This is a genomic window from Roseateles hydrophilus (assembly GCF_026712245.1).
Classification (GTDB): Bacteria; Pseudomonadota; Gammaproteobacteria; order Burkholderiales; family Burkholderiaceae_C; genus Pelomonas; species Pelomonas hydrophilus.
This window is the reverse complement of sequence record NZ_JAPPUY010000001.1, coordinates 417,641-435,250: the sequence shown is the minus strand read 5'-3', so window position 1 is coordinate 435,250 and position 17,610 is coordinate 417,641. Positions and strand designations below refer to the sequence as shown.

Annotated in this window: 20 protein-coding genes and 3 tRNA genes; 8 read left to right on the top strand and 15 right to left on the bottom strand. The window is 66.8% G+C overall.

Translation table 11 applies throughout. The features are described from left to right. Positions 1-115: 115 nt before the first annotated feature. The 8 genes from rpmI to NYO99_RS01960 all read left to right on the top strand — a co-directional run bounded on the left by rpmI (position 116) and on the right by NYO99_RS01960 (position 6,071). The gene (rpmI, locus tag NYO99_RS01995; RefSeq protein WP_028601240.1) at positions 116-319 is read left to right on the top strand and encodes a 50S ribosomal protein L35; all 204 of its coding nucleotides are present in this window, start codon (positions 116-118) and stop codon (positions 317-319) included. Positions 320-345: 26 nt separating this feature from the next. Continuing rightward, entirely contained in the window at positions 346-702 is a 357-nt protein-coding gene (gene rplT / locus NYO99_RS01990; RefSeq protein ID WP_025564000.1) for a 50S ribosomal protein L20, read from the top strand. 87 nt (positions 703-789) lie between these two features. Continuing rightward, entirely contained in the window at positions 790-1,833 is a 1,044-nt protein-coding gene (pheS, locus tag NYO99_RS01985) for a phenylalanine--tRNA ligase subunit alpha (RefSeq protein ID WP_268165425.1), read from the top strand. Positions 1,834-1,851: 18 nt separating this feature from the next. Beyond that, the gene (pheT, locus tag NYO99_RS01980) at positions 1,852-4,293 is read left to right on the top strand and encodes a phenylalanine--tRNA ligase subunit beta (protein WP_268165424.1); all 2,442 of its coding nucleotides are present in this window, start codon (positions 1,852-1,854) and stop codon (positions 4,291-4,293) included. Positions 4,294-4,304: 11 nt separating this feature from the next. Then, complete coding sequence (locus tag NYO99_RS01975; RefSeq protein WP_268165423.1) at positions 4,305-4,673, top strand: integration host factor subunit alpha; 369 nt, start codon at positions 4,305-4,307, stop codon at positions 4,671-4,673. Between the two features lie 35 nt (positions 4,674-4,708). Next, on the top strand, positions 4,709-5,227 hold the full coding sequence (locus NYO99_RS01970; RefSeq protein ID WP_268165422.1) for a MerR family transcriptional regulator: 519 nt from the start codon (positions 4,709-4,711) through the stop codon (positions 5,225-5,227). 33 nt (positions 5,228-5,260) lie between these two features. Further along, positions 5,261-5,337: transfer RNA gene (locus NYO99_RS01965), tRNA-Pro, on the top strand. Positions 5,338-5,918: 581 nt separating this feature from the next. Beyond that, positions 5,919-6,071, top strand: a complete 153-nt coding sequence (locus tag NYO99_RS01960) for a hypothetical protein (protein ID WP_268165421.1) — start codon at positions 5,919-5,921, stop codon at positions 6,069-6,071. A 193-nt stretch (positions 6,072-6,264) separates the two neighbouring features. Here the strand turns inward: NYO99_RS01960 and NYO99_RS01955 are convergent. The 15 genes from NYO99_RS01955 to NYO99_RS01885 form a co-directional block, all read right to left on the bottom strand. Further along, positions 6,265-6,340 (bottom strand) — tRNA-Lys (locus NYO99_RS01955). A 70-nt stretch (positions 6,341-6,410) separates the two neighbouring features. Continuing rightward, positions 6,411-6,486 (bottom strand) — tRNA-Lys (locus tag NYO99_RS01950). A gap of 71 nt (positions 6,487-6,557) precedes the next feature. Then, positions 6,558-7,367 (bottom strand): tRNA threonylcarbamoyladenosine dehydratase, encoded by an 810-nt coding sequence (locus NYO99_RS01945; RefSeq protein WP_268165420.1) that lies wholly within the window; start codon positions 7,365-7,367, stop codon positions 6,558-6,560. Continuing rightward, entirely contained in the window at positions 7,364-8,152 is a 789-nt protein-coding gene (ybgF, locus tag NYO99_RS01940; protein ID WP_268165419.1) for a tol-pal system protein YbgF, read from the bottom strand. Before ybgF ends, NYO99_RS01945 begins: the two co-directional genes overlap by 4 nt. Beyond that, positions 8,152-8,688 (bottom strand): peptidoglycan-associated lipoprotein Pal, encoded by a 537-nt coding sequence (gene pal / locus NYO99_RS01935; protein ID WP_268165418.1) that lies wholly within the window; start codon positions 8,686-8,688, stop codon positions 8,152-8,154. The genes ybgF and pal overlap by 1 nt, the downstream gene beginning before the upstream one ends. 97 nt (positions 8,689-8,785) lie before the next feature. Further along, a complete protein-coding gene (gene tolB / locus NYO99_RS01930) occupies positions 8,786-10,063 on the bottom strand; it encodes a Tol-Pal system beta propeller repeat protein TolB (RefSeq protein ID WP_268165417.1) in 1,278 nt (425 codons plus the stop codon). Positions 10,064-10,131: 68 nt separating this feature from the next. Beyond that, on the bottom strand, positions 10,132-11,616 hold the full coding sequence (gene rng, locus NYO99_RS01925; protein WP_268165416.1) for a ribonuclease G: 1,485 nt from the start codon (positions 11,614-11,616) through the stop codon (positions 10,132-10,134). Positions 11,617-11,664: 48 nt separating this feature from the next. Further along, positions 11,665-12,270 carry a Maf family protein gene (locus tag NYO99_RS01920; protein ID WP_268165415.1) on the bottom strand — a complete coding sequence of 202 codons (606 nt, stop codon included), beginning with the start codon at positions 12,268-12,270 and terminating at the stop codon, positions 11,665-11,667. After that, a complete protein-coding gene (gene rlmH, locus NYO99_RS01915) occupies positions 12,267-12,734 on the bottom strand; it encodes a 23S rRNA (pseudouridine(1915)-N(3))-methyltransferase RlmH (protein ID WP_268165414.1) in 468 nt (155 codons plus the stop codon). Before rlmH ends, NYO99_RS01920 begins: the two co-directional genes overlap by 4 nt. Next, positions 12,734-13,462, bottom strand: a complete 729-nt coding sequence (rsfS, locus tag NYO99_RS01910) for a ribosome silencing factor (RefSeq protein WP_268165413.1) — start codon at positions 13,460-13,462, stop codon at positions 12,734-12,736. The genes rlmH and rsfS overlap by 1 nt, the downstream gene beginning before the upstream one ends. Further along, positions 13,463-14,050: a nicotinate (nicotinamide) nucleotide adenylyltransferase gene (gene nadD / locus NYO99_RS01905; RefSeq protein ID WP_268165412.1), complete on the bottom strand. Its 588-nt coding sequence runs from the start codon at positions 14,048-14,050 to the stop codon at positions 13,463-13,465. It abuts the gene before it with no gap. Continuing rightward, positions 14,047-14,982 (bottom strand): oxygen-dependent coproporphyrinogen oxidase, encoded by a 936-nt coding sequence (gene hemF, locus NYO99_RS01900; protein WP_268165411.1) that lies wholly within the window; start codon positions 14,980-14,982, stop codon positions 14,047-14,049. Before hemF ends, nadD begins: the two co-directional genes overlap by 4 nt. Beyond that, complete coding sequence (locus NYO99_RS01895) at positions 14,979-15,599, bottom strand: 1-acyl-sn-glycerol-3-phosphate acyltransferase (protein ID WP_268165410.1); 621 nt, start codon at positions 15,597-15,599, stop codon at positions 14,979-14,981. Before NYO99_RS01895 ends, hemF begins: the two co-directional genes overlap by 4 nt. Then, complete coding sequence (gene purD / locus NYO99_RS01890) at positions 15,596-16,882, bottom strand: phosphoribosylamine--glycine ligase (RefSeq protein WP_268165409.1); 1,287 nt, start codon at positions 16,880-16,882, stop codon at positions 15,596-15,598. Before purD ends, NYO99_RS01895 begins: the two co-directional genes overlap by 4 nt. Beyond that, a complete protein-coding gene (locus NYO99_RS01885; protein WP_268165408.1) occupies positions 16,882-17,604 on the bottom strand; it encodes a YebC/PmpR family DNA-binding transcriptional regulator in 723 nt (240 codons plus the stop codon). The genes purD and NYO99_RS01885 overlap by 1 nt, the downstream gene beginning before the upstream one ends. Positions 17,605-17,610 lie beyond the last annotated feature (6 nt).

Below are 17,610 nucleotides of genomic sequence, written 5' to 3'. Positions count from 1 at the left end.
GACAGAGTTCAACCGGCAGGTTTGGTCGCCTGCCGGTTCACAAGTCTCCTGAGGCCAACAAGCATGTCGGGTTCACCGGCATCGCCCCAGGGACACACTTAAAAGGAGCATTCACATGCCCAAGATGAAGACCAAGAGCAGCGCGAAGAAGCGTTTTCGCGTTCGTCCGGGTGGCACCGTCAAGCGCGGTCAGGCGTTCAAGCGCCACATCCTGACCAAGAAGACCACGAAGAACAAGCGTCAGCTGCGCGGCGCTGTGAACGTGCACGAAACCAACATGGGCCACATGGCTCAAATGTTGCCTTTCGCCGGCCTGTAATCCACCAAGACTAGAAGGAGAAACATATGCCTCGCGTCAAACGTGGTGTTACCGCTCGCGCCCGTCACAAGAAGGTCCTGGCCCTGGCCAAGGGCTTCCGCGGTCGTCGTAAGAACGTTTTCCGCATCGCCAAGCAGGCGGTGATGAAGGCGGGCCAATACGCCTACCGTGACCGCCGCACCAAGAAGCGCGTCTTCCGTCAGCTGTGGATCGCCCGTATCAACGCCGCCTCGCGTGGCCTGGGCCTGTCCTACAGCAAGTTCGTGGCGGGTCTGAAGAAGGCCCAGATCGAGATCGACCGCAAGGTCCTCGCCGATCTGGCCGTCAACGACCCGGCTGGTTTCGCCAGCATCTTCGCCAAGGTGAAGGCCGCGCTCGCCTGATTGCGAACTGCTCCGGCGCGAGCTGGAGCCCGCAACTTTTGAGGGCCGGCCCACCAGGGTCGGCCCTTTCTCATTCCGAATTCCCGAATGTCTGATCTCGACGCTTTGCTGCAAGCGGCACAGGCCGACTTTGCCGCCGCCCCCACGCCCGCCGAACTGGAGAACGCCAAGGCGCGCTACCTGGGCAAGTCCGGCCGTGTGACCGAACTGATGAAGGGCCTGGGCGCCCTGAGCATCGAGGAAAAGAAGACCCGCGGCGCCGAGATCAACCAGACCAAGGTCGCCATCGAGGCCGCCCTCACCGCCCGTCGTGACGCGCTGGCCGCTGCCGAGTTGGAGAAGCAACTCAAGGCCGAAGCCCTGGACGTCACCCTGCCCGGCCGCCAGCGCGGCACCGGCGGCCTGCACCCCATCACCCGCGCCATGGAGCGCATCGAAGCCATCTTCTCGTCGATGGGTTTCGACGTGGCCGACGGCCCCGAGATCGAGACCGACTGGTACAGCTTCTCGGCGCTCAACAACCCCGAGAACCACCCAGCCCGCTCGATGCAGGACACGTTCTACGTCGACATGAAAGACGAGAACGGCAGCTGGCTCAACCTGCGCCCGCACACCAGCCCGATGCAGATCCGCTACGCGCAGGCCCATGCCAAGCGCTACGCCGGCCAGGACACCATGCCCGAGATCCGCGTCATCGCGCCGGGCCGCACCTACCGCGTGGACAGCGACGCCACGCACTCGCCCATGTTCCACCAGGTCGAAGGCCTGTGGGTGGGCGAGAACATCTCGTTCAAGGACCTGAAGGCGGTCTACCTGAACTTCATCACTGCCTTCTTCGAGACCGATCAGCTGCAGCTGCGCTTCCGCCCCAGCTACTTCCCGTTCACCGAGCCCAGCGCCGAGATCGACATCATGTTCGAGAGCGGCCCGCTGAAGGGCCGCTGGCTGGAAGTGTCTGGCTCGGGTCAGGTGCACCCGCAAGTCATCCGCAACATGGGCCTGGACCCCGAGCGCTACATCGGCTTCGCGTTCGGTTCCGGCATCGACCGCCTGGCCATGCTGCGCTACGGCGTCAACGACCTGCGCGCCTTCTTCGACGGCGACCTGCGTTTCCTCGCCCAGTTCAAGTAATTCGACAAGAACAAGACCATGCAATTCCCCGAGTCCTGGCTGCGCGAGTTCTGCAATCCGCCGCTGTCCACCGCCCAACTGGCCGAACTGCTGACCATGTCCGGCATGGAAGTGGAAGAGCTGCGCCCCGTCGCCCCGCCCTTCCACGGCATCGTCGTGGCCGAAATCCTGGAGGCCGAGCAGCACCCCAACGCCGACAAGCTGCGCGTTTGCAAGGTCAACGCCGGCGCTGCGTTCAACAACGGCGAGCCGCTGCAGATCGTCTGCGGCGCGCCCAACGCCCGCGTGGGCATCAAGGTGCCGCTGGCCACGGTCGGCGCCGAGCTGCCGCCGGGTGCGGACGGCAAGCCGTTCAAGATCGGCGTGGGCAAGCTGCGCGGCGTGGAGAGCTTCGGCATGCTGTGCTCGGCGCGCGAGCTCAAGCTCAGCGAAGACCACGGCGGCCTGCTGGAGCTGGCCGCTGACGCCACTGTCGGCGAAGACATCCGCAAGCATCTGGCTCTCGACGACACGCTGTTCACCCTCAAGCTCACGCCCAACCTGGGCCACGGCCTGAGCGTGTTCGGTGTGGCACGCGAAGTGGCCGCGCTCACCGGTTCGCCGCTGCTGAAGGCCGAGTTCCCGGCCGTCCCGCCGACGCTGGATGCCAAGCTGCCCGTGCGCATCGAAGCCACCGACCTCTGCGGCCGTTTCTCCGGTCGCATCGTCAAGGGCATCAACACGACCGCGAAGACGCCCGCCTGGATGGTCCAGCGCCTGGAGCGCTGCGGCCAGCGCTCGGTCACGGCGCTGGTCGACATCTCGAACTACGTCATGTTCGAGTACGGCCGCCCGTCGCACATCTTCGACCTGGACAAGATCAGCGGTGAGCTCATCGTGCGCTGGGGCCAGGCCGGCGAACAACTCAAGCTGCTGAACGGCAACACCATCACCGTGGACGAAAAGGTCGGCGTCATTGCCGACGCGCGCGAGGTCGAGTCCCTCGCCGGCATCATGGGCGGCGACCACACGGCCGTGTCCGACGACACCAAGAACGTCTACGTCGAAGCCGCCTTCTGGTGGCCCGAGGCCGTCATGGGCCGCGGCCGCCGCTACAACTTCTCGACCGACGCCGGCCACCGCTTCGAGCGCGGCGTGGACCCGTCCCACACCGTCGAGCACATTGAGCGCATCACGCAGCTCATCCTCGACATCTGCGGCACCCCCGACACGCAAGTCGGCCCGATGGACGACCAGTCGCCCAACGTGCCAGTGCGCCAACCCGTGGCGCTGCGCGTTGCACGCGCCGCCAAGGTCATCGGCATGCCGGTCACGCAAGCCGACTGCGAACAGGTGTTCACGCGCCTGGGCCTGCCGTTCACCGCGGCGGACGGCGTGATCACCGTGACCCCGCCGAGCTGGCGCTTTGACCTCCTCATCGAGGAAGACCTCATCGAGGAAGTCATCCGCGTGATGGGCTACCCCACGCTGCCCTCCACGGCCCCGCTGGCGCCCATCGTGGGCCGCACCGGCTCGGAGTCGCGCCAAGCCAAGCACGCGCTGCGCCGCGCCGTAGCCGCACGCGACTACTTCGAGACCATCAACTTCAGCTTCGTCGAAGAACGCTGGGAGCGCGAGCTGGCCGGCGTCACCGACCCGATCCAGCTGCTCAACCCCATCGCCGCCCCGCTGTCGGTGATGCGCACCAGCCTGATCGGCAGCCTGGTGCAGGTGCTGCGCCACAATCAGGCCCGCCGTGCGACGCGCGTGCGCGTGTTCGAACTGGGCCGCGTCTTCAAGCGCGACGCTGCGGTGGCCAACGGCCCGCTGGCCGTCGCCGGCATCGAGCAGCCGCTGCGTCTGGGTGGTCTGGCCTGGGGCCCGGCCGATCAGCAGCAGTGGAGCCAGAAGGACCGCGCCGTCGACTTCTTCGACGTGAAGGGCGATCTGGAATCCCTGTTCGCGCCGCAGGCGCTGACCTTCGAAGCCGCCGAGCACCCAGCCCTGCACCCAGGCCGCAGCGCCCTCGTGAGCCTGAACGGCCAGGCCGTCGGCTTCGTCGGTGAACTGCACCCGCGCTGGCGGCAGGGCTACGACATCAGCGGCAGTGCGCCGGTGGTGTTCGAGCTGGATCTGGACGCCGCGCTGACCCGCACGCTGCCGCAAGGCCAGCCGCTGCCGCGCCAGCAAGCCGTGCAACGCGACCTGGCCCTGGTGGTCAAGGACAGCACCCCGCACGACGCGCTGATGGCCACTATCCAGTCTGCCGGCGGCGCCCTGCTGCGCTCGGCCCGACTGTTCGATGTCTTCAAACCCGCGGCCGGTGCCACCACCGACCTGCAGGCCGACGAGCGCAGCCTGGCCGTGCGCCTGGAACTGCTGGACGACGACGCCACGCTCACCGACGAGCGCATCGATGCAGCCGTCGCGGCCATCGTCGCTGCCACGACCCAGCAGCTTGGCGCGCGCCTGCGCGGCTGATCGGAGGATTCATGGACGCTCACCACGACAAAAAGGACCCGGTTGCCGTTGTCATTGGCAGCCTTGAGACGCCCACGCTGACCAAGGCGGAGCTTGCCGAGTTGCTCTTCGACAAGTTGGGCCTGAACAAGCGCGAGTCCAAGGACATGGTCGAGGCCTTCTTCGACATCCTGCACGACAGCCTCGTCAAGGGCCAGGACGTGAAGCTCTCTGGCTTTGGCAACTTCAACATCCGTCGCAAGGCGCCCCGCCCAGGCCGTAACCCGCGCACCGGCGAGTCCATCCCGATCAAGGCGCGCAACGTGGTGACCTTTCACGCCAGCCACAAACTCAAGGGCCAGGTGCAAGGCGACGCGCCCGGCTCGGAAGACTTCGAGTAGAGTCTGCTTCCCTTTCGCGAACTTATTGATTTGCAATGGAAAAGGCGCTTCCCGCCATCCCCGCCAAACGCTACTTCACCATCGGTGAGGTGAGCGAGCTGTGCGGCGTGAAGCCCTACGTGCTTCGCTATTGGGAGCAGGAGTTCAACCAACTCAAACCCATGAAGCGACGCGGTAATCGGCGCTATTACCAGCACCACGAAGTGCTGCTGATCCGCCGCATCCGTGACCTGCTCTACGACCAAGGGTTCACGATCAGTGGCGCACGCAACCAGCTCAGCGAAGGTCTGCCAGCGGCCACGGTGCAGAGCTTCCGTGAAGAAGCTGAGGCCGCTCGACAGCACGACGACGAGATGCTCGATGAGCTCGATGCTGACGATGCAGGCGCCGCGCTGATCGCAGCGGCCGCTGCTCGACCATTGGCGCCCGCCACCCGTCCGCTGAAAGCAGCTGAGGCCACACTGACGCTACCCATTGAGCCGGTCGCTCCCCTGACTTCGCTGGAGCAAGTTCGGGCAGAGCTTTTGGCGATTCGCACGGCATTGTTGATCTGACGGCGAAATTTACGTTATACTTATTGGCTCAGTCGGGGCGTAGCGCAGCCTGGTAGCGCACTTGCATGGGGTGCAAGGGGTCGCGAGTTCGAATCCCGCCGTCCCGACCATTTTTATTGAAGTAGATCAACGGGTTAGCAGCTCAGGCCGCTAACCCGTTTTTCCTTTCCGGCTCGACTTGCTGTTGCTGGCAACAGAATTCTGCTGCCTAGAACCGCACATCAAAGCTTCAGCCCCAGCGCCATGGCATGTCGGTGCATGTAGGAACTTAGCGCCACCTCCCGCGCTTCTTCGCAGTCCAAGATGGCACCGATGATTCGCCTGTAGGTCGTGCTACGCATACCCTTCGGTCGCTGCCAGCTCTGAATCGCCCCGGGTTTCTTAGACACCCGTGAGCCGTTGGGAACGGCGTCGTTCGAGCTCGACCGGCGAAGCGTCGCCTGCGGTGCCACTTCTATCGAGCACACCGTCAAGTCTGCTTTGCTCGCAACTCAGGCGCCCGGTTCACAGCAAATGAGAGGCGTCGCTCAACCAAACGTTGATTGGCCCGTACCGCATACACGGACATAGTCCGCTGCGTTGTCACGGCGGATGCCATTGCCTCAATGGCGGGCACGCACCTGCAGCTTTGTGCAGCACGCCTGCCTCGCCGTGGCGGCAGCCTGACTAAACGTATCGGATCGCCACCACCATGCCCTCCACGCTGATGCTCATCGTCCTCGCAGCCACGCTCGCCGTGGTTACGCTGCAAGCCTGGCGGCTCGGGAACGAGCGGCGCGACGTTGTCCTGCTCGGTACGTTCAGCGCAACGCTGGGTTTGGGTGCAGTGGCGACGGCCGTCTAGCGAGCCGCAGAGCCCGCCGCGACGACGCCCATGCCGGATCTTGCGGCGCGGGCAGGCGCTCGCTCGACTTGGGATGAGCGGCTGGGCAAAGCTCAGACAATGCCCCCCCTCGCCGGCGCGAGCGCAATAAAAAAACCCCTAGAGCGCTTGTTCTCTAGGGGTTTTGGGCTTGTCGCTGAGCGACAAGCAAATTTGGTGGGCCCTGTAGGATTCGAACCTACGACCAACGGATTAAGAGTCCGCTGCTCTACCAACTGAGCTAAGAGCCCTGAATCAGCCTAACTAGTGTTTTGCTGAGCCTGCTATTGTAGCATGATTTTTGTCACGCCAACTAAATTTTGGTGGGATGTGCAGGATTCGAACCTGCGACCAACGGATTAAAAGTCCGCTGCTCTACCGACTGAGCTAACATCCCGTGTCAAGCAGAGCCTAGCATTCTAGCCAGCTTTCTGCCTGGTTTGCAAGCCGTTTCAGAAACTTTTTTGCTCAGGCCCTCGGCTGACTCGCACGTGCGATGTGAAGCCGCTGCAGTTCGGCAGCAGCGCACAAGCCAAACGTCGCCGTGACCGTCACGCTTGAACCGTAGCCGTGGCAATTCAAGCTGCCGTCCACCTCGCAGGCCTCACCTTCCGCCCGCTGCGGCAAATGCACTGATTCCTTTGAGTACACGCAAGCGACGCCCATGGTGCCCAGGCGCGGCGCGCCATGCTGCTTGCGCAGGCGTTGACGCAACGAGGCCAGCAGCGGGTCGTGGGTGGTGGCGCTGAGATCATCCAGCTGCACGCGGTGCGGCTCGCGCTTGCCACCCGCCGCGCCGACGGTCACGAAGGGCAGTTCCTGCTGTCGCGCCCAGTCCGCCAACACAGCCTTGGCGCGCACTTGGTCGCAGCAATCAATGAGGCCGTCGACCGCAGCGCCTCCCAGCAGCGTCGGCCAGTTGTCCGCATCGACGAACTCCTCGATCACGTGCACGGAACAGCCTGGGTGGATATCCGCGATACGCAAACGCAGCGCCTCGGCCTTGGCCATACCGACCGTCGACCCCAAGGCCTGGATCTGGCGGTTGATGTTGGATTCGGAGACCTGATCCAGATCAATCAGGATCAGCTCGGCGACACCGCTGCGGGCCAGCGCCTCCACGGCCCAGGACCCGACGCCGCCCAGCCCGACGACGGCGAACCTTGCCGTACGCAGGCTGCCGTAGGCGGCATCACCGTGAAGGCGGCGCAGGCCGCCGAAGCGACGCTCCAGATCGGCGTCGTCAGCGGCGACGACCGCCCGATCCTGCGCGTTCACTTCAGCGTCGCCAGGCGTTCCTTGCCCGCCTGCGCGGCCTCGGTGCCCGGATAGGCCTTGATGAGGTCCTCCAGGCTGCGGCGTGCCGCCTTGACCTCTTTCAGCTCGATCTGGCAGTTGGCCAGAGCAAGCAGCGCCTCGGCCGCACGCGGGTGGTCGGCGTTGCCAGCGATGAAGGCGCGGAAGGTCGCGATTGCGTCCTTGTAATCGCGCTTGCCGTACTGCGCATTGCCGAGCCAGAAGCGCACGGAATCCGTGTAACCGCTGGCGGTGTAGCGCTTGAGGAATGAACTCAGCGCCGACACGGCCTCGGCGAAGTCACCACGTCGCACAAGACCGATGGCGGCGTCGTACTGGCCACGCTCCTCGGGACTGACCTGGAACTCGCGGCCGTCGAGGTTGACCTTCTGCGGCTCCAGCGGCTTCAGGCGCGCATCGACGGCCTGTGACTGATCGGTCAGCTTGCGCTGGGTGTCCGCCAAGTCGCGGGCCAGGCGCTCATTGGCACCACGCAGTGTGGCCACCTCGGCGCGCAGCGCGTCGAGTTGGCTGTTCAGGTCCAGCATGCTGCGGCGCAGCGGCTGCAGTTGCTCCTGCACCAGCGCATTCAGCTGCTCGGCACGCTGCTTGGCGGCGTCCTCGTTGGCCTGGATCTTGGTGCGCAGTTCGAGGATGGCCTTGCGGGCTTCGTCATCCTCGAACAAGCCGGCCTGGGCCGGCTGCATGAAGGCCGCGCCCGCGGCCAGAGCGAGAAGCGTCGGGCGCAACAGGCGCGAAAGACGCATCACTTGTCCTTGAGCTCGACGCGACGGTTCTTGCCCCAGGCTTCTTCACCGCTGCCTTGCACGGCCGGGCGCTCCTTGCCGAAGCTGACCGCCTCGACCTGGGTGCCACCCACGCCCAGCAGCGTCAGCGACTTGGCAACGGCTTCAGCACGGCGCTGACCCAGAGCCAGGTTGTACTCACGGCCGCCGCGCTCGTCGGTGTGGCCTTCCAGCGTCAGCGCCAGCTTCTTGTTGTTGTTCAGGCGCTTGGCGTGCAGGTCGACCAGCGGGCGGTACTCTTCCTTGACGACGTCGCTGTCGAAGTCGAAGTAGACGACGCGCTTGCCCTGAACTTGCTGCGTCAGCTGCTCGTCCAGCGTCAGGGTCTTGACCTGGGACTGGGGCACCGGGGCGACATTGCCTTGCGGGGCAGGCGTGGGGGCAGGCGTCGGCGCAACGTCCTTGACCGGCGCCGGCTCATCCAGCTTGACGGTCGATTGGCAGCCAGCAAGGGCAGCAGCGGCAATCAGGGTGAGCGCGTAACGGGTCAGCTTCATTCGAGTGGTCTCCACAACAGACAGGGGGCAGGGTGAAACAGCAAAGCCGACAACGTTGCCGGCGCGATATTGTCCAACAAAGGTGCGGGTGGTCCGGCTACTGGGCCGCAAAAGAGCCCCAGCTGGGCTCACGCACCTCCGCCAGCGACACCAGCAGCGGCGTCTTGATCTTGCCGTCCAGCGTCGTTGTCATCAGCACCTCCTTGCCGCCGGCGCGGCTGGCGTAGACGATGAGCTTGCTGTTGGGAGCGAAGGACGGGCTTTCATCGTCATTCGCATCGCTGATCTGCTGCGACTGGCCGGTGGCCAGGTCCATCACGCAGAGGCGGAACGCACCGCCGGCACGCGTGATGTAGGCCATCGTGCGGCCATCGGGGCTGATGGCCGGGCTGATGTTGTAGTTGCCGTTGAAGGTGACGCGCTCCGCGGCGCCGCCGCCCGCCGGCATGCGGTAGATCTGCGGGCCGCCGCCGCGGTCGCTGACGAAGTAGATCTTGCTGCCGTCGGGCGCAAAGCAGGCCTCGGTGTCGATGGCGCTGCTCTGGGCGATGCGGCGCAGGCCCGAGCCGTCACGGTTGATGACGAACAGCTGCGTGCCGCCCTCGCGCGACAGGCTCAGCACCAGCTGGTTGCCGTCCGGCGACCAGGCCGGCGCACTGTTCGTGCCCTTGAAGTCGGCCAGCACACGGCGGGTACCGGTTTGCACGTCCTGGATGCGTACCGTGGCCTTGCCGCTTTCGAACGACACATAGGCGAGCTCGCGGCCATTGGGCGCCCAGGTGGGCGAGATGATGGCCTCGGGGCTGCTCAGCGCAGCCTTGGCGCCCTCACCGTCGGCGTCGGCAATGACCAGGCTGTAGCGGCGCCCGGCCTTCGTGACATAGGCCATGCGCGTGGCGAACACACCCTTTTCGCCCGTCAGCTTCTCGTACACGACATCGGCAATGCGGTGCGCCGCCAGGCGCGCATCGTCGGGCAGCACCGCCTGGGCCTGGCCGATGATCTCGGCGCCCTTGACCACATCCCAGAGCTTGAAGCGGATGTCCAGCCGGCCATCGGCGAGGCGGGTGACGGAGCCGGCGACCAGCGCGTCGGCCTGGCGGGCCTTCCATTCGGCATAGGCGGGCACGCTGGTCTCGCTCAACGCCCCGGGCGCGTCGACGCTGCGGAACAGGCCGCTGCGCTCCAGATCGGCACGGATGATGGCCGCGATGGGCTGCGGCGAGCGGGACTCATCGCGGAAGTCAGCGATGGCGACCGGGATGCGCGTGCCGCCGACGCCGGCGATGTCGATGCGGACTTGGGCGAGCACCGGGCTGGCGGCCAGCGCGGCGAGGGCCGCGAGACCGCGGCGACGGGAAACTGTTGCGAGCATGGCGCCGGATTTTGCCGCAGACGCCAGCGCCCACACCGTCAGACAAGGCCGCAGGCGCGGCCTGGTTTTCACAGCAGCACGATGTCGTAGTGCTCGGTCTGGTTGGTGGGCTCGGCGGTCAGCGAAATGGGCTTGCCGATGAAGTCGGACAGGCCGGCCAGGTGGGCACTTTCTTCGTCCAGCATCATCTCGACGACGTTGGCCGCTGCGACAACACGGAACTCGCGCGGCGAGAACTGCCGCGCCTCGCGCAGGATCTCGCGCAGGATGTCGTAGCAGACCGAGCGCGCCGTCTTCACCTGGCCACGGCCTTCGCAGGTCGGGCAGGGTTCGCACAGCATGCGCGCCAGCGACTCGCGCGTGCGCTTGCGCGTCATCTCCACCAGTCCCAGCTGCGTGAAGCCGCCGACCGTGACCTTGGTGCGGTCCCGGCCCAGCTGTTTCCTGAACTCGGCCAGCACGGCCGTGCGGTGCTCCTCGCGTGCCATGTCGATGAAGTCGACGATGATGATGCCGCCCAGGTTGCGCAGGCGCAGCTGGCGGGCGATGGCACCGGCCGCCTCGAGGTTGGTCTTGAAGATGGTGTCGTCGAAGTTCTTGGCGCCGACGAAGCCCCCGGTGTTGACGTCGATGGTCGTCATCGCCTCGGTCTGGTCGAACACCAGCGAGCCGCCGGACTTGAGCTCCACCTTGCGCGCCAGTGCCCGGGCAATCTCGGCGTCGACATTGCACAGGTCGAAGATGGGCCGCTCGCCGCGGTAATGCTCCAGCTTGGCCGTCGCCGCGGGCATGAAGGTCTCACCGAAGGCACGCAGCACCTCGTACTGCATGCGCGAGTCGATGCGGATGTGCCCGGTGCGCTCGGTGGTCAGGTCGCGCAGCACGCGCTCGACGAGGCTGAGGTCCTGGTGCAACAGGTTGGCCGGCGCAGTGTTGAGTGCCTTCTCGCGGATCTGCTGCCAGGTCTTGCGCAAGTAGGCGATGTCGGCGGCCAGTTCCTCGTCAGACGCATCTTCCGCGTTGGTGCGCAGGATGAAGCCGCCCCCACCGCCCGCCTCCTTGCTACCGACCAGCGCCAGCATGCGGGCGCGCAGGGCTTCGCGGGCTTCCGGCGAGCCGATCTTCTGACTGATGCCGATGTGCTCGTCCTGCGGCAGGAACACCAGCATGCGACCGGCGATGCTGATCTGGCTCGACAGGCGCGCACCTTTGGTGCCGATCGGGTCCTTGATGACCTGCACGGTCAGTGGCTGGCCCTCGAACACGAGGCGCTCGATGGGCGTCGGTGGCGCGTCGGCGTTCTGGTGCCGGCCGTGGCCGAACTGCGAGGCGCTGTGCAGGTCGGCCACGTGCAGGAAGGCCGCACGCTCCAGTCCGATGTCGATGAAGGCGCTCTGCATGCCCGGCAGCACGCGCACGACCTTGCCGAGATAGACGTTGCCGACCAGGCCCCGCTCCAACGTGCGCTCGATGTGCAGCTCCTGCACCGCGCCGTTCTCGACCACCGCCACCCGCGTTTCCTGCGGGGACCAGTTGATCAGGATGTCTTCCATCTCTCATCCTTGAATGCTGACGGTTGCGCGCGGGCATGCGCGCAGGCGTCAGAACTCGAAACCGAATTTCTCCAAGAGGGAAGCGGTCTCAAAGAGGGGCAACCCCATGATGCCTGAGTAGCTGCCGGCAATGTTCACGATCCAGGCCGCCGCCTGGCTCTGGATGGCATAGGCGCCGGCCTTGCCGAAGGGTTCGCGGCTGGCGACGTAGCGGGCGATCTGCGCAGCGGTCAGCGGCGCGAACTCGACGCGCGACACGTTCAGCATCGCCGCACGCTGCGTGCCATCCGCCACGGCAACCGCCGTGATGACGCGGTGCCCCCGGCCGGACAGCAGCGCCAGCATGCGGCACGCGTCGGCCTCGTCCTCGGGCTTGCCGAGGATGAGGCCGTCGACGGCCACCGTCGTGTCGGCGCACAAGATGGGCGCCGGCGGCAGTCCGCGCGCGACGCGGCGCGCCAGCGCGGCGTCCAGCTTCGCCCCGGTCACGCGGGCGCAGTAGGCCTCGGGCTGCTCGCCGGGCTGCACCGCTTCCAACGCCTCGGCGTCCTCGTCGGCACCGGGCAGCAGCAGTTCATGCCGCACGCCCAGCTGATCCAGCAGCTGGCGGCGGCGCGGGCTTTGCGAGGCGAGGTAGAGCAGCGGTGCGGTCATTCGCGGTGGTAGGGATGGCCGGTCGTCACGGTCCAGGCTCGGTACAGGCCCTCGGCCAGCAGCACGCGGGCGAACGCATGCGGCAGCGTCAGATCGGACAGGCGCAGCGTCTCGTCAGCCGTGGCCTTCAAGTCGGGATGCAGGCCGTCCGGGCCGCCGATGATGAGGGCAGCGTCACGGCCCTCGCCCATCCACAGCTTCAAACGCTCAGCCAGTTGGACGGAGGTGCGGCGCTCGCCGCGCTCGTCCAGGATGATGCGGCGCACACCTTTGGGCAACGCGGCCTCGATGCGCGCCGCCTCGGCCGCCATCAGCTGCTCGGCCGTTTTGCTGCCGCGCGTCTCGGCCTTGACGGCCTTGAGCTCCAGCCGGAGCTCGGGCGGGAAGCGCTTGGCGAAGTCCTCGTAGGCGCTGTCTGCCCAGGCCGGCTGGCGCTGGCCCACGGCGACAAGAAAGAGCCGCATCAGCCCTTCTTGGCCGGCGCCTTCTTGGCGGCCACCTTCTTGGCCGGCGCGGCCTTGGCGGTGGTCTTGACGGCCGCCTTGGCTGCCGTCTTGGCCGGCGCGGCCTTCTTCACGCCCACAGTCGTCTTCACCGCGGCCTTCTTGGCGACGGTTTTCTTGGCGGCAGGCTTGGCGGCACCGACCTTGATGGTCTTGGCGGCCGGCGTCTTGGCGTCGACAACGCGGGCCGGCGTCTTCTTCGCGGGCGCCTTCTTGGCAACGGTCTTGGCGGCCGGTGCGGCCTTCTTGGCCGGAGCGGCTGCCTTCTTGGCGGGCGCCTTTTTTGCAGCAGTCTTGGCAGCCGGTGCGACCTCCTCTGAGGCCTTCACGAGCTTGGTCTCGCCGCTGGCGACCTTGAGCTTGACCGGCTTGCCGCCCCAGATTTCCTCCAGGCGGTAGTAGTCGCGGATGGCCGGTTGCATCACGTGCACGACGGCGGCGCCGCAGTCCACGATGATCCATTCACCGTTGTCCTCGCCCTCGGTGCGCATGACCTGCATGCCACCGCCCTTGACCGCTTCACGCACGCTGGAGGCGAGCGCCTTGGTCTGGCGGTTGCTGGTGCCGGAGGCAATGATGACGCGCTCGAACAGCGGCGAGAGGTGCTCAGTGTTGAACACGACGATGTTCTGAGCCTTGACGTCTTCGAGACCATCGACGATGGCCCGTTGCAGCTTGCGGATGTCCATTCAGGGCTTCTTCCCGTAGAGACGGTGCGAGTCAATATAGCTCGCCACGTCGGCGCCCACCAAGGGGCAGATGTCGTCGCCACGCACGATCGCGTCGCGCACGGCGGTGGATGAAATTGGGGTGTCGGGCAGGTACAGCACCTGCAGACGATGCGGCGGCATGCCGGGCGGCGTCACGACGGCCTCGCCCGCCCGCGGCACGACGACCAGCGTGGCGAGTTGCGCCACCGCCTCGGCACGGTACCAGGTGGGCAGGCGGGCGTACTGGTCCTGGCCGATGAGGAACATCAGCTCGGCGTCCGGTGCCTCCGCCTTGAACTCGCCCAGCGTGTCGGCCGTGAAGCTCGGGCCGCGCCGGTGCAGCTCGCGGTCGTCAACGACAAAGCGAGGCTCGCCCGCCATCAGCAGCCGCAGCATCTGCACGCGGTGCGCGCCAGCGGCCATGACCTGGTCGGGCTTCTGCCACTGCCGGCCAGCAGGCAGCCACAGCAACCGCTGCGGCGCCAGGGCTTCCAGCGCGAAGCGAGCAAAGGCCAGGTGGCCCAGGTGAGGCGGGTCGAAACTGCCGCCGAACAGCGCGAGCCTCATAGCCACAGCGCCGTGGGCGTCTCGTCCGCCCAGTCACGGGGACGCAGAAAGTCCGTGTACAGCCGCGCCTCGGGCGTGCCCGGCTCGGGCGCCCAGTCATAGCGCCAGCTCACCTGCGGCGGCATGGACATCAGGATGGACTCGGTGCGCCCGCCGGACTGCAGGCCGAACAGCGTCCCGCGGTCCCACACGAGGTTGAACTCGACGTAGCGACCGCGCCGGTAGGCCTGGAAGTCGCGCTCGCGCTCGCCATAGGCATAGCCCTGGCGACGCTCGACGATGGGCACATAGGCCGCCAGGAAGGCGTCGCCCACCGAGCGGATCAGCGCAAAGCCTTGATCGAAGCCACCGTCGGCGAAGTCATCAAAGAAGATGCCGCCCACGCCGCGCGGTTCGTTGCGGTGCTTCAGGAAAAAGTACTCGTCGCACCAGGCCTTGAACTTCGGGTGCAGGCCCTCGCCGTGGGCGCTGAGCGCATCGCGGCAGACGCGGTGGAAGTGCTGCGCGTCGCGCTCGTAGCCGTAGTAGGGCGTCAGGTCCATGCCACCGCCGAACCAGGTGACGGCCGGCCCGTTCGCCGGCAGTGCCGCGAACATGCGCACATTCATGTGCACCGTCGGCACGAAGGGGTTGTGCGGGTGCAGCACCAGCGACACGCCCATGGCCTCGAACGGCGCCCCGGCCAGCTCGGGCCGGTGCTGCGTGGCCGAGGGCGGCAAGACCCGACCCTTCACATGCGAGAAGTTGACGCCGCCGCGTTCGAACACCGCACCACCTTCGATGAGGCGCGACAGACCGTCACCCTCCAACCGGCCGCCAGGCTCGCGCGTCCAGCCATCGCTCAGGAAGGCGTTGCCGTCAACGCCCTCGAGCGTGTCGACGATGCGTTGCTGCAGGCCCAGCAGGTAGTCGCGAACGGCTTGTGAGTTCATGTTCTGGGGCGGATGGGGCTGGCCAGCGCGGGGCGCTTGCCGACACGTGGGCCAAGGTACTCGGCAAAGGCGGCGAAGTCGGCGTCGACATCGCCCGTCAGCGTGACAAAGCGGGTCAGGCACACGACCCGCTGCTGGAAATCGAAATAGCACAGGCCCACCGGCACGCCAGCCTGCACGGCGACCTGGTAAGCGCCCGTGCGCCAGCCGGTGGCCAGCGAGCGCGTGCCCTCCGGCGCGGCCGCCAGCCAGAAGCGCTCACCGCGTCCGGCCGCCTCGCGCATCTGGCGCACGGTGTCGCCAACCAGCCCATGCGGGCTGCTGCGGTCCACCGCCACGCCGCCGATCCAGCGCGCCCACTGGCCCAGCAGCGGCACCTTGAACAGGCTGTCCTTGCCCCAGAAGCGCAGCTGCAGGCCCAGCGCCCATTTGGCGAGCACACCGATGACGAAGTCCCAATTGGACGTGTGCGGATAGACCAGGATCACGCCCTGCTCGCCCGGCAGGCCGGGCACGTCCACCGTCCAGCCGAACAGCCCCAGCACCGCACGCGCCAGCCGGCTGTGGCAGCCGGTCGGCAGCCACGGCCCGGCAAGGACGGCGGGATGACGCGTCAACGCTTGATGGCGCGGTGGCCGATGTCGGAACGGTACTGCCGGCCCGCGAACTGGATGCCAGCCGCCACCTCGTAGGCTGCCTGCGCCGCCGTGCGGGCCGATTCACCCAGCGCCGTCACGCACAGCACGCGGCCACCGCTGGTCACCAGCTTGCCGTCCTGCTCCGCCGTGCCGGCATGGAAGACCATGGCCTCCGCCTGATCGGCCGGCAGGCCGGTGATGGCATCGCCCTTGCGCGGGTCCAGCGGATAGCCCTGGGCCGCGAGCACCACGCCCAGCGCCACGCGGCGGTCCCATTGCAGCTCGACCTGGTCCAGCGTGCCGTCGGTGGCGTGCATCAGCAGCTCGAACAGGTCGCTCTTGAGCCGCATCATGATGGGCTGCGTCTCGGGGTCGCCCATGCGGGTGTTGAACTCCACCGTGCGCGGCTGGCCGTGCTCGTCGATCATCAGGCCGGCATACAAGAAGCCGGTGAACGGATGCCCGTCCTTGGCCATGCCGGCGATGGTCGGCTGGATGATCTCGTGCATGACCTTGGCATGCACGTTGGGCGTGACGACCGGCGCGGGCGAGTAGGCGCCCATGCCGCCGGTATTGGGGCCGGCGTCGCCGTCCAGCAGGCGCTTGTGATCCTGGCTGGTGGCCAGCGACACCACATGCTTGCCGTCGCAGACGACGATGAAGCTGGCCTCCTCGCCGGCCAGGAAGTCCTCGATGACGACGCGCGCGCCACCGGCGTTGTGCGTGACGCCGAGCTTGTTGTCTTCCAGGATCCAGCTGATGGCCTCGTGCGCCTCGGCCAGCGTCATCGCGACGACGACGCCCTTGCCCGCCGCCAGGCCGTCGGCCTTGATGACGATGGGCGCGCCGCGGCCGTCGACGTAGGCGTGCGCGGCGGCGGCATCCGAGAAGGTCTCGTAGGCCGCCGTCGGGATGCCGTGACGCTTCATGAAGTCCTTGGCGAAGGCCTTGGAGCTCTCCAGCTGCGCGGCCGCCTGCGTGGGGCCGAAGATGCGCAGGCCGCGCGCCCGGAACTCGTCGACGACACCCACCGCCAGCGCGGCCTCGGGGCCGACGACGGTCAGCGCGATCTTCTGCTCCACGGCGAAGTCGGCCAGCGCCTTGACGTCGGTGGGCGCAATGGCCACGTTGTGCAAGCGCGCGTCGCGAGCCGTGCCGCCATTGCCCGGCGCCACGAACACCTGGCTGACGCGCTCGCCCTGCAACAGCTTCCAGGCCAGGGCGTGCTCACGGCCGCCGTTGCCGATGACAAGGACTTTCATCAGCCGAGTTCCGCGTTGTGATAGACCGCCTGGGTGTCGTCGAGATCCTCGATGACGTCCAGCAGTTTTTGCATGCGCTCGGCGTCTTCGCCGGTCAGCGCAATCGTGTTCTCTGGGCGCATCGTCACTTCAGCCAGCTCGGGCGTCAGGCCCGCCGCTTCCAGCGCGGCCTTGACGACTTCGTATTCGGCGGGCGAGGTCAGCACCTCGATGGCGCCATCGTCACCGGTGATCACGTCCTCGGCGCCGGCATCCAGCGCCACTTCCATGACCTTGTCTTCCGACGTGCCGGGCGCGAACAGCAGCTGGCCGACATGCTTGAACTGGAAGGCCACCGAGCCGTCCGTGCCCATGTTGCCGCCGTACTTGCTGAAGGCATGGCGCACCTCGGCCACGGTGCGGACGCGGTTGTCCGTCATCGTGTCGATCATGATGGCCGCGCCGGCGATGCCATAGCCCTCGTAGCGGATTTCCTCGTACGTCAGGCCATCGATGTTGCCGCTGGCCTTGTCGATGTTGTATTTGATGCGGTCGGCCGGCATGTTGGCCGCCTTCGCCTTGTCGACAGCGAGCCGCAGGCGAGGGTTGTCCTTGATGTCGGGGCCGCCCTGGCGCGCCGCCACCGTGATCTCACGGATGATGCGCGTCCAGATCTTGCCGCGCTTCTCGTCCTGGCGGCCTTTGCGGTGTTGGATGTTGGCCCATTTGGAATGACCAGCCATAAGTTC

Excerpts from the sequence above, each read along its gene's own strand:
- rpmI (WP_028601240.1), top strand. The coding sequence starts at position 116 with ATGCCCAAGATGAAGACCAAGAGCAGCGCGAAGAAGCGTTTTCGCGTT.
- rplT (WP_025564000.1), top strand. The coding sequence starts at position 346 with ATGCCTCGCGTCAAACGTGGTGTTACCGCTCGCGCCCGTCACAAGAAG.
- pheS (WP_268165425.1), top strand. The coding sequence starts at position 790 with ATGTCTGATCTCGACGCTTTGCTGCAAGCGGCACAGGCCGACTTTGCC.
- pheT (WP_268165424.1), top strand. The coding sequence starts at position 1,852 with ATGCAATTCCCCGAGTCCTGGCTGCGCGAGTTCTGCAATCCGCCGCTG.
- NYO99_RS01975 (WP_268165423.1), top strand. The coding sequence starts at position 4,305 with ATGGACGCTCACCACGACAAAAAGGACCCGGTTGCCGTTGTCATTGGC.
- NYO99_RS01970 (WP_268165422.1), top strand. The coding sequence starts at position 4,709 with ATGGAAAAGGCGCTTCCCGCCATCCCCGCCAAACGCTACTTCACCATC.
- NYO99_RS01960 (WP_268165421.1), top strand. The coding sequence starts at position 5,919 with ATGCCCTCCACGCTGATGCTCATCGTCCTCGCAGCCACGCTCGCCGTG.
- ybgF (WP_268165419.1), bottom strand. The coding sequence starts at position 8,152 with ATGCGTCTTTCGCGCCTGTTGCGCCCGACGCTTCTCGCTCTGGCCGCG.
- pal (WP_268165418.1), bottom strand. The coding sequence starts at position 8,688 with ATGAAGCTGACCCGTTACGCGCTCACCCTGATTGCCGCTGCTGCCCTT.
- tolB (WP_268165417.1), bottom strand. The coding sequence starts at position 10,063 with ATGCTCGCAACAGTTTCCCGTCGCCGCGGTCTCGCGGCCCTCGCCGCG.
- rng (WP_268165416.1), bottom strand. The coding sequence starts at position 11,616 with ATGGAAGACATCCTGATCAACTGGTCCCCGCAGGAAACGCGGGTGGCG.
- NYO99_RS01920 (WP_268165415.1), bottom strand. The coding sequence starts at position 12,270 with ATGACCGCACCGCTGCTCTACCTCGCCTCGCAAAGCCCGCGCCGCCGC.
- rlmH (WP_268165414.1), bottom strand. The coding sequence starts at position 12,734 with ATGCGGCTCTTTCTTGTCGCCGTGGGCCAGCGCCAGCCGGCCTGGGCA.
- rsfS (WP_268165413.1), bottom strand. The coding sequence starts at position 13,462 with ATGGACATCCGCAAGCTGCAACGGGCCATCGTCGATGGTCTCGAAGAC.
- nadD (WP_268165412.1), bottom strand. The coding sequence starts at position 14,050 with ATGAGGCTCGCGCTGTTCGGCGGCAGTTTCGACCCGCCTCACCTGGGC.
- hemF (WP_268165411.1), bottom strand. The coding sequence starts at position 14,982 with ATGAACTCACAAGCCGTTCGCGACTACCTGCTGGGCCTGCAGCAACGC.
- purD (WP_268165409.1), bottom strand. The coding sequence starts at position 16,882 with ATGAAAGTCCTTGTCATCGGCAACGGCGGCCGTGAGCACGCCCTGGCC.
- NYO99_RS01885 (WP_268165408.1), bottom strand. The coding sequence starts at position 17,604 with ATGGCTGGTCATTCCAAATGGGCCAACATCCAACACCGCAAAGGCCGC.